8 protein-coding genes are annotated in these 8,430 nt (G+C 69.6%); 3 read left to right on the top strand and 5 right to left on the bottom strand.

Features of this window, described 5'->3' with window-relative positions; all coding sequences use genetic code 11:
- On the top strand, window positions 1-3,022 hold a 3,022-nt coding region (locus I5I_RS05430; protein WP_036317420.1), incomplete at its 5' end, for a multifunctional oxoglutarate decarboxylase/oxoglutarate dehydrogenase thiamine pyrophosphate-binding subunit/dihydrolipoyllysine-residue succinyltransferase subunit.
- A 12-nt stretch (window positions 3,023-3,034) separates the two neighbouring features.
- Here I5I_RS05430 and I5I_RS05425 read toward each other — a convergent pair.
- The 3 genes from I5I_RS05425 to I5I_RS05415 are packed head-to-tail and all read right to left on the bottom strand — an operon-like array spanning window position 3,035 to window position 5,197.
- Window positions 3,035-3,922 carry a sensor histidine kinase gene (locus I5I_RS05425; protein WP_036317418.1) on the bottom strand — a complete coding sequence of 296 codons (888 nt, stop codon included), beginning with the start codon at window positions 3,920-3,922 and terminating at the stop codon, window positions 3,035-3,037.
- A complete protein-coding gene (locus I5I_RS05420) occupies window positions 3,919-4,635 on the bottom strand; it encodes a response regulator transcription factor (protein WP_036317416.1) in 717 nt (238 codons plus the stop codon). Before I5I_RS05420 ends, I5I_RS05425 begins: the two co-directional genes overlap by 4 nt.
- 16 nt (window positions 4,636-4,651) lie before the next feature.
- A complete protein-coding gene (locus I5I_RS05415; RefSeq protein ID WP_036317414.1) occupies window positions 4,652-5,197 on the bottom strand; it encodes a DUF3060 domain-containing protein in 546 nt (181 codons plus the stop codon).
- Window positions 5,198-5,325: 128 nt separating this feature from the next.
- On the opposite strand from I5I_RS05415, the gene I5I_RS05410 reads away from it, so the two are divergent.
- Window positions 5,326-6,234, top strand: a complete 909-nt coding sequence (locus I5I_RS05410; protein ID WP_036317412.1) for a diacylglycerol kinase — start codon at window positions 5,326-5,328, stop codon at window positions 6,232-6,234.
- A 43-nt stretch (window positions 6,235-6,277) separates the two neighbouring features.
- Here the strand turns inward: I5I_RS05410 and I5I_RS05405 are convergent, their stop codons facing one another.
- Together I5I_RS05405 and I5I_RS05400 are read right to left on the bottom strand one after the other, a co-directional pair.
- Window positions 6,278-6,523: a zf-HC2 domain-containing protein gene (locus I5I_RS05405; protein ID WP_036317410.1), complete on the bottom strand. Its 246-nt coding sequence runs from the start codon at window positions 6,521-6,523 to the stop codon at window positions 6,278-6,280.
- Window positions 6,520-7,248: a sigma-70 family RNA polymerase sigma factor gene (locus I5I_RS05400; protein ID WP_148285493.1), complete on the bottom strand. Its 729-nt coding sequence runs from the start codon at window positions 7,246-7,248 to the stop codon at window positions 6,520-6,522. The genes I5I_RS05405 and I5I_RS05400 overlap by 4 nt, the downstream gene beginning before the upstream one ends.
- A gap of 95 nt (window positions 7,249-7,343) precedes the next feature.
- On the opposite strand from I5I_RS05400, the gene I5I_RS05395 reads away from it, so the two are divergent.
- Window positions 7,344-8,430, top strand: a 1,087-nt coding sequence (locus I5I_RS05395) for a 3-phosphoshikimate 1-carboxyvinyltransferase (RefSeq protein ID WP_036317422.1), incomplete at its 3' end; no start/stop codon positions are given.

The following is an 8,430-nucleotide window of genomic DNA, read 5'->3' as shown; positions in this document are numbered from 1 at the left end:
AGCTCGGTCCCGGGGATCCTCTAGAGTCATCAAGCAGGCCGAATCGCTCACCTTCGGCGAGTACCTCTCTGCCTACGAGGACCTCGTCAAGCGCGCCCGCGGCAACAAGTTGACGGCGGCCGACTTCCAGGGCACCACGATCTCGCTGACCAATCCCGGCGGCATCGGGACGGTCCACTCCGTGCCGCGTCTCATGAAGGGACAGGGCTGCATCGTCGGCGCGGGCGCCCTCGAGTACCCGGCCGAGTTCCAGGGCTCGAGCGAGAAGACCCTCGTCGAGCTCGGCATCGGCAAGACGATCACGCTGACCAGCACGTACGACCACCGCGTCATCCAGGGCGCGGGCTCGGGCGAGTTCCTGAAGATCGTGCACGAGCTGCTCACCGGTCAGCGCGGCTTCTACGAGGGCATCTTCGCGGCCCTGCGCATTCCGTACGCCCCGATCCACTGGGCCGGCGACATCAACGTCGACATCGCCGAGCGCGTCGACAAGACCGCCCGCGTTCAGGAGCTCATCAACTCCTACCGCGTCCGCGGCCACCTCATGGCCGACACGGATCCCCTCGAGTACGTGCAGCGCACGCACCCCGACCTCGAGATCGAGAACCACGGCCTCACCTTCTGGGACCTCGACCGCGAGTTCGTCACAGGAGGTTTCGGCGGCAGAAGGCTCATGAAGCTCCGCGACATCCTCGGCGTGCTCCGCGACTCCTACTGCCGCACGATCGGCGTCGAGTACATGCACATCCAGGACCCGGCCCAGCGCAAGTGGTTCCAGGACAACGTCGAGGTCAAGTACCAGAAGCCGAGCCACGACGAGCAGCTGCGCATCCTCGACAAGCTCAACCAGGCCGAGGCCTTCGAGACGTTCCTGCAGACGAAGTACGTCGGCCAGAAGCGCTTCAGCCTCGAGGGCGGCGAGTCGCTCATCCCGCTGCTGGATCAGATCCTGCAGGGGGCAGCGGGCGCGGGTCTCGACGGCGCCGCCATCGGCATGGCGCACCGTGGGCGCCTGAACGTCCTGACCAACATCGCCGGAAAGACCTACAGCCAGATCTTCCGCGAGTTCGAGGGCTCCGTCGCGATCGGCTCGAAGAGCGGCTCGGGTGACGTCAAGTACCACCTCGGCACGCATGGCACGTTCGTGTCGGATGCCGGTGAGGAGCTGCCGGTGTACCTGGCGGCCAACCCGTCGCACCTCGAGACGGTCGACGGCGTGCTGGAGGGCATCGTCCGCGCCAAGCAGGACCGCATGCCGATCGGCTCGTTCTCCTGGCTGCCGATCCTCGTCCACGGCGACGCGGCCTTCGCCGGGCAGGGCGTCGTCGTCGAGACGCTGCAAATGTCGCAGCTGCGCGGATACCGCACGGGCGGCACCGTGCATGTGGTCGTCAACAACCAGGTCGGCTTCACGACGCTGCCCCAGGACGGCCGCACCTCGGTCTATGCGACCGATGTCGCCAAGACCATCCAGGCGCCGATCTTCCACGTGAACGGCGACGACCCCGAAGCCGTGGTCCGCGTCGCCGAGCTCGCCGTCGCGTACCGCCAGGAGTTCAACCGCGATGTCGTCATCGACCTCGTCTGCTACCGCCGCCGCGGACACAACGAGGGCGACGACCCGTCGATGACGCAGCCGCTGATGACCAACCTCATCGAAGCGAAGCGATCCGTGCGCCGGCTCTACACCGAGTCGCTCGTCGGTCGCGGCGACATCACCGAGGAAGAGTACGAGAAGGCCAAGCAGGACTTCCAGAACCGTCTCGAGATCGCCTTCGCCGAGACCCACGCCGCCGAGACCGGTGCCACCGGCATCGTCTCCCCCGCCGTCACGGGCGGCGTGGAGCAGGCGGTCGGCGAGCCGGAGACCACCGGCGTCGCGACCGAGGTCGTGCACCAGATCGGCGACGCCTTCGTGAACAAGCCCGATGGCTTCACGGTGCACAACAAGCTGCAGCAGCTGCTGGAGAAGCGCCTCGACATGAGCCGCAACGGTCAGATCGACTGGGGCTTCGGCGAACTGCTGGCCTTCGGGTCGGTCTTGATGGAAGGCACGAACGTGCGCCTGGCCGGCCAGGACGCCCGCCGTGGAACGTTCGTCCAGCGCCACGCCGTGCTCCACGACCGGGCGAACGGACAGGAGTGGCTTCCGCTGGCGAACCTGTCGGAGAGCCAGGGCCGGTTCTACGTCTACGACTCCCTGCTCAGCGAGTATGCGGCGATGGCGTTCGAGTACGGGTATTCCGTCGAGCGGCCCGACACGCTCACCCTGTGGGAGGCGCAGTTCGGCGACTTCGCGAACGGTGCCCAGTCGGTGATCGACGAGTACATCTCCGCGGCCGACCAGAAGTGGGGCCAGCAGTCGAGTGTCGTGCTGCTGCTCCCGCACGGCTACGAGGGCCAGGGTCCCGACCACTCCTCCGCCCGCATCGAGCGCTACCTGCAGATGTGTGCGCAGGAGAACATGACCGTTGCGCGACCCTCGACCCCGGCGTCGTACTTCCACCTGCTGCGGCGCCAGGCGTACGCCCGTCCCCGTCGTCCCCTGATCGTGTTCACCCCCAAGGCGATGCTGCGCCTTCGCGGAGCGACGAGTCCCGTCGAGGCCTTCACCACCGGACGGTTCGAGCCCGTGCTGGACGACGATCGCAACCTCGACCCGTCGGCGGTCACCAAGGTGCTGCTGCACTCGGGCAAGATCCACTGGGACCTCAAGGCCGAGCTCGACAAGAAGCCGAACCCGCAGGTCGCTCTCGTCCGCCTCGAGCAGCTGTACCCGGCTCCGATCGATCAGCTGAACGCCGTGATCGACCGCTACCCGAACGCCCAGCTGGTCTGGGTGCAGGACGAGCCCGAGAACCAGGGCGCCTGGCCGTTCATCGCGCTCGAGGTCGTCAAGCACCTGCACGGACGCACGATCCGCCGCGTGTCCCGCGCCGCCGCCGCCTCCACCGCGACCGGCTCACCGAAGGTGCACGCGCGCGAGCAGGCCGCGATCCTCGAGAAGGCTCTCACCGTCTGACCTGACTGCCGCTCATCCGGCGGCGGGCAGCGCCAGGCGCACACGCGTGCCGTCGCCCTCGCGCGAGGCGATCGTGACCTCGCCGCCGTGCCTGTCGACGATGGTGCGCACCAGTGCCAGGCCCAAACCGCTGCCTGCGCGATCACGCGCGTTGCGGCCCCGAGCCAACTCGTCGAAGACCGCATCGATCTCGTCGGCGGGGATGCCGCGGCCGGTGTCGGCGACGTCGAGGACGACGGCACCGTGCTTCTCGTCGCCGCGGATCTCGATCACATCGCTCGGCTCGGAGTACTTGGCCGCGTTCGCCACCACGTTGAACAGAGCCACGAACAACAGGTCGGGATCGCCCACCACGTCCGGCAGCGGCCAGGGCGCCGCCGGCAGGGTCACCGCCACCTCGCGCCCGTGAGCGTCCCGGACCGCGTCGACGACGTCCGTCACCAGCGCGGCGACCGACACACGCGAGCGCTCGATCTCGGACGTCTGCAGTTCGGAGAGTTTGCGAAGGTCGGCGACCAGCCGCGAGAGCCGGGCCGTCTGGGCATCGATGGTCGCGAGCTGGGGCGTATCGGCCTCGCTCGCGGCGACGGCGACGCGGATCGCCGTCACGGGATTCTTCAACTCGTGGTCGAGTCGAGCGAGAAAGCGTCGGTGCTCCGAGGCCGCCGTGTCGCGCGTGGTGCGCCGTGTCGTCTCGAGGAGACGACTCCGGCGGTGAGCCGCGAGAGCGAGAGCCGCGGCCGCCGCGGCGAACAGGACCGCGACGCCCACGCCCACGGCCGGAACGCCGGCCTCGACCACGATCGATCGCCGGTCTCCTGCGATGACGCCGGCGACGGCGACACCGGCTGAGACGACAGCGGCAGCGGCGAGAACCAGCGCCCCGACGCGAGTGTTCATGCGCGGCGCACCTCGGCGCGGAACCGGTAGCCGACACCCGCAACGGTCTCGACGTAGCGCGGGTCCGTCGCGTCGTCGCCGAGAGCAGACCGCAGCTCCGCGACACGGTGGTCGACCGCTCGCGTGTGCGAGGCGAAGTCGAAGCCCCACAGCGCCGACAGCAGTCGCTCGCGGGTATGCACCTCGCCGGGGCGCGCCATGAGGTACTCCAGCAGTTGGAACGCCTTCGGGGTCAACAGCACCTCGGCATCCCCCCGCCAGACGCGACGACCGGGGCGGTCCAGTCTCAGGCCGTCGGCGACGAGCGTCTGCGACGTCACCAACGGGGCGGCTCCCGCGGCGACGCGGCGCATCACCGCGCGTGCGCGGGCGACGAGCTCCTGCGGGTCGAACGGCTTGTTGAGGTAGTCGTCGGCGCCTTCTTCGAGCGCAGCCGAACGCTCGCCCGACTCTCCGACTCGCGTGAGCAGGATCGCCGGCGTGCTGTCTCCGGCCGCGCGCAGCCGGCGGACGAACTCCCGACCGTCCAGCACCGGCATCATCACATCGCTGACGATGATGTCGGGAACCCAGCGCGAGACCATGTCCCACGCCTGCTGCCCGTCCGCCGCAACGCGCACCTCGAAGCCGCTCCGGGTGAGGAACGGGGCGAGGCCGTCGGTGATCGAGCTCTCATCGTCGACGAGGAGCAGACGCGGCGGCGCGGAGGTCATGAACGGATCGTACCGATCAGGAGATCGGCGTCGTGCCGTTGAGGGTGCCGGCATCCTTGACGACAGCCGTGCCGCTCTCCCAGCCGACGAGGTTCGCGTCCGCGCCCGCGTCCAGCACGATCTCGCGGGCCGCGGCGACGATGACGATGTTCCCGTCACCCGGAACGCTGAGCTCGTCGACAGCGGGCAGCAGGACGGTGGCCGCCGAGGCCAGGATCGTGACCTCCCGGCAGTCGCCTGTCACCTCCACGACCAGTGCGTCGGCGTTGCGGTCGACCGTGTACGCGCCGTCCACGCACGCCACGTGCTGCGTGACCTTGTCGCTCCAGCGACTGCGCTGCAGCTTCGCCATGCGCTCGTCATCGACGACACCGCGCACGTTCGCGCTGTCGCTCGGCGACGGCGAGGGCGCCGCTGCCGTCGGAGACGTGGATGCGGCCGTATCTGCGGCCGTCGAGGTCGCGGCGCCGGCGTCGGACACCCGGACGCTGCAGCCGGCGAGTGCGCAGCCCGCGATCAGGAGCGCGAAGGACAGAGCGAGAGGGCGGCGTACCGTGTTCATGCAGACAACGTTACGAAACGGATGTCGCAGCCGCGTCGCGACCGTGTCGCGATCTTGCGACAGGGCATGATGAGGCGAACACCCGCACGCCGCCGAGCTCGCACCGGCCGACCTTCCGACAGGACGACATGGACGTCGCACTCCTCGTCAATCCGACGGCCCGCGCCTCCGCGCGCACCAACGCCGCGGAGGACGTCGCCGCGCTCCTGCGCGCCCACGGCATCCGCACGACGTTGATCGCGGGCGGCAGCGCCGTCGAGTCCACCGACCTGCTGCGCCTCGCCCTCCAGGCGGGCGCCGATGCCGTGCTCGTCGCGGGCGGGGACGGCACGGTCAACCTCGCCGCGCAGGAGCTCGCGGGAACCGGCATCCCCCTCGGCATCGTGCCGACGGGCACCGGCAACGACGTGGCCACCGCCCTCGGGCTGCGCGAGCGCGACGCACGCGGAGCCGCCGAAGCCGTCGCGGCGGGGTCCACACGCACGATCGATCTCGCGCGCGTGCGTCGCGTGGACGGCTCGACGTCGTTGTACGCGACCGTGCTGGCGAGCGGATTCGACTCGCGGGTGAACGACCGCGCCAATCGCATGCGCTGGCCCCGCGGCCACGTCCGCTACGACCTTGCGATCCTCATCGAGTTCCTGCGACTGCGCTGCGTCGCCTTCGAGGTGGAGCTCGAGCACGCCGACGGCACGATCGAACGCCGCGGCGAGGAACTGCTCATGGCGACGGTGGGCAACGGCCCGACCTATGGCGGCGGCATCCCCATCTGTCCGGATGCCGACCTCGCCGACGGCCTGCTCGACGTCACGCTCGTGCGCCCGCTCGGCCGGACGCGCCTGCTCCGGCTGCTGCCCCGCGTCTACCGCGGCGCCCATACCGGCCTCGACGAGGTCGTCACCGCACGCGTACGGCGGGTGCGACTGTCCGCCCCCGCGACCACCGCCTACGCCGACGGCGATGCAGTGGGGATGCTGCCACTGGAGATCGACGTCGTTCCCGGTGCGCTCCGCGTCTTCGCGCCGGCGGCGCGCTGATCCCGTTTCCGGGCCGAGTCACGGACCGATCCGACGGTTGCGGTCAGTGGTGGCTCGCCTGCTCCGCGCGCAAACGGGCCAAGACCTGGTCGCGCAGCTCCTCGGGAGCCGTTTCCTTGCAGGCCCGTGCGACGACGGCGGTCAGCGTCGTGGCCACCAGCGCCTCGTCGCGGCAGGACGGGCAGTTCTCCAGGTGCGCGCGGATGTCGGCGTGCTCTGTCTTGCAGACCTCGTTGCGGAGGTACTCTTCCAGGTCCTTGCGTGCTTTGTCGCAGCCGCAGTCACTCATTTCTTGCTCCCTGATGAAGTCGCGGGCACCGGCACGTCCATGCCGCGCTCGCGCGCGTAGTCGGCGAGGAGGTCACGCAGCATGCGCCTGCCGCGATGCAGGCGGCTCATGACCGTGCCGATGGGGGTCTTCATGATGTCCGCGATCTCCTGATATGCGAAGCCCTCGACGTCGGCGAGGTACACCGCGAGACGGAAATCCTCCGGAATCGACTGCAGCGCGTCCTTGACCGCGGATGCCGGCATGTGGTCGATCGCCTCCGCCTCCGCCGAGCGGCTCCTGGTGGCGGTCGTGGACTCCGCGCCGCCGAGCTGCCAGTCCTCGAGATCGTCGATCGTGCCCTGATAGGGCTCGCGCTGCTTCTTGCGGTACGTGTTGATGTACGTGTTCGTCAGGATGCGGTACAGCCACGCCTTGAGGTTCGTGCCCTGCGTGAAAGAGGACCAGGATGCGAAGGCCTTGACGAACGTCTCCTGCACCAGATCGGCCGCATCCGCCGGGTTGCGCGTCATCCGCATGCCCGCGGCGTACAGCTGATCCATGAACGGCAGCGCCTGCTGCTCGAACTGCGCACGGGCGTCCGCGGCGCTGTCGAGCTCGTCCGCCGGGATGAGGTCTGTGGCCGGGGTTTCGGGGGTGGGCGACTCGAGGGCCGCGTGCTCTTCCATCAGGGCCCAGTCTACGTCGGCGATGTCCGGCACCAGGGGTGCGAGTGTCGCGGTCACGGGGCTCCTCTCTTCGTCGGCGTCCACCGTTCGGCAGGCTGCACCCGTCGCGCCGAAGGCGGCACTGTCGGACGGGTTCGTTAGGGTAGAACCCGATGACAGTCACCGGGTATTCCCCTCTTCCGCCGGCAGGTTCTCCCTGGCCGGCGCCGCGTGCGGACGAGGCCGTGCATGCGACGGTCTCGGTGCCCGGCTCGAAGTCGCTCACCAACCGCAAGCTCGTCCTCGCCGCACTGGCCGACGGCCCCAGCACGCTCACCTCACCCCTGCACTCCGAGGACTCGGAACGCATGATCGCGGCGCTGCGCGCACTGGGCGTGGAGGTCTCCGAGGTGCCCGGCTCCGGTCGGTTCGGACCCGACCTGCTGGTGACCCCGCCTGCGTCCTTCCGCGGTGACGTCGAGATCGATTGCGGTCAGGCCGGCACCGTCATGCGCTTCATCGCCCCCCTCGCCGGACTGGCCCACGGTGACGTCACCTTGACAGCGCACCCGAGCGCCTTGCACCGCCCGATGGGCGAGATGATCAAGGCGCTGCGCGAGATCGGTGCCGACATCGACGACGGCGGCACCTGGTCGTTGCCCTTCACGGTCCGCGGGCGCGGCCACATCCGTGGCGGCGAGGTCACGATCGACGCGAGCGGCTCGAGCCAGTTCGTCTCCGGACTGCTCCTGGCCGCGCCCCGCTTCGACGTGGGCCTTCACCTCATCCACTCCGGCGAGCGCCTTCCGTCGGTCCCCCACATCGATATGACCATCGAGACGCTTGCGCGTCGCGGCATCCAGGTCGAACACCCCACGCCCAACGAGTGGGTCGTTCCCGCTGGCACCCTGCGCGGACGCGACGCCGCGATCGAGCCGGATCTGTCGAACGCGGCACCTTTCCTCGCCGCGGCGATGCTGACGGAGGGCTCGGTGACGATCCCCGGGTGGCCCGCGAGTTCGACACAGCCCGGCGCGCTCCTGCCCGAGATCCTCACTCTCCTGGGCGGGCGGGCAACCCGCCGCGGCGGTGCTCTCACCGTGACCGGCGGTCCCCGCATCGCCGGCGTCGACCTCGACCTGAGCGCGGCGAGCGAGCTGACGCCGACCCTGTTCGCGCTGGCCGCCTTCGCCGACGCCCCGACGACCCTCCACGGCATCGGACACATCCGCGGGCACGAGACGAAACGCATCGAGGCCC

This window comes from Microbacterium sp. B24 (assembly GCF_000333415.1).
GTDB lineage: Bacteria > Actinomycetota > Actinomycetes > Actinomycetales > Microbacteriaceae > Microbacterium.
The sequence above is the reverse complement of the archived record's forward strand: the minus strand, read 5'-3'. Positions and strand labels throughout refer to the sequence as shown.

Bases quoted from the DNA above. Each gene is read 5' to 3' on its own strand.
- I5I_RS05425 (WP_036317418.1), bottom strand. From the start codon at position 3,922: ATGAACACTCGCGTCGGGGCGCTGGTTCTCGCCGCTGCCGCTGTCGTC.
- I5I_RS05420 (WP_036317416.1), bottom strand. From the start codon at position 4,635: ATGACCTCCGCGCCGCCGCGTCTGCTCCTCGTCGACGATGAGAGCTCG.
- I5I_RS05415 (WP_036317414.1), bottom strand. From the start codon at position 5,197: ATGAACACGGTACGCCGCCCTCTCGCTCTGTCCTTCGCGCTCCTGATC.
- I5I_RS05410 (WP_036317412.1), top strand. From the start codon at position 5,326: ATGGACGTCGCACTCCTCGTCAATCCGACGGCCCGCGCCTCCGCGCGC.
- I5I_RS05405 (WP_036317410.1), bottom strand. From the start codon at position 6,523: ATGAGTGACTGCGGCTGCGACAAAGCACGCAAGGACCTGGAAGAGTAC.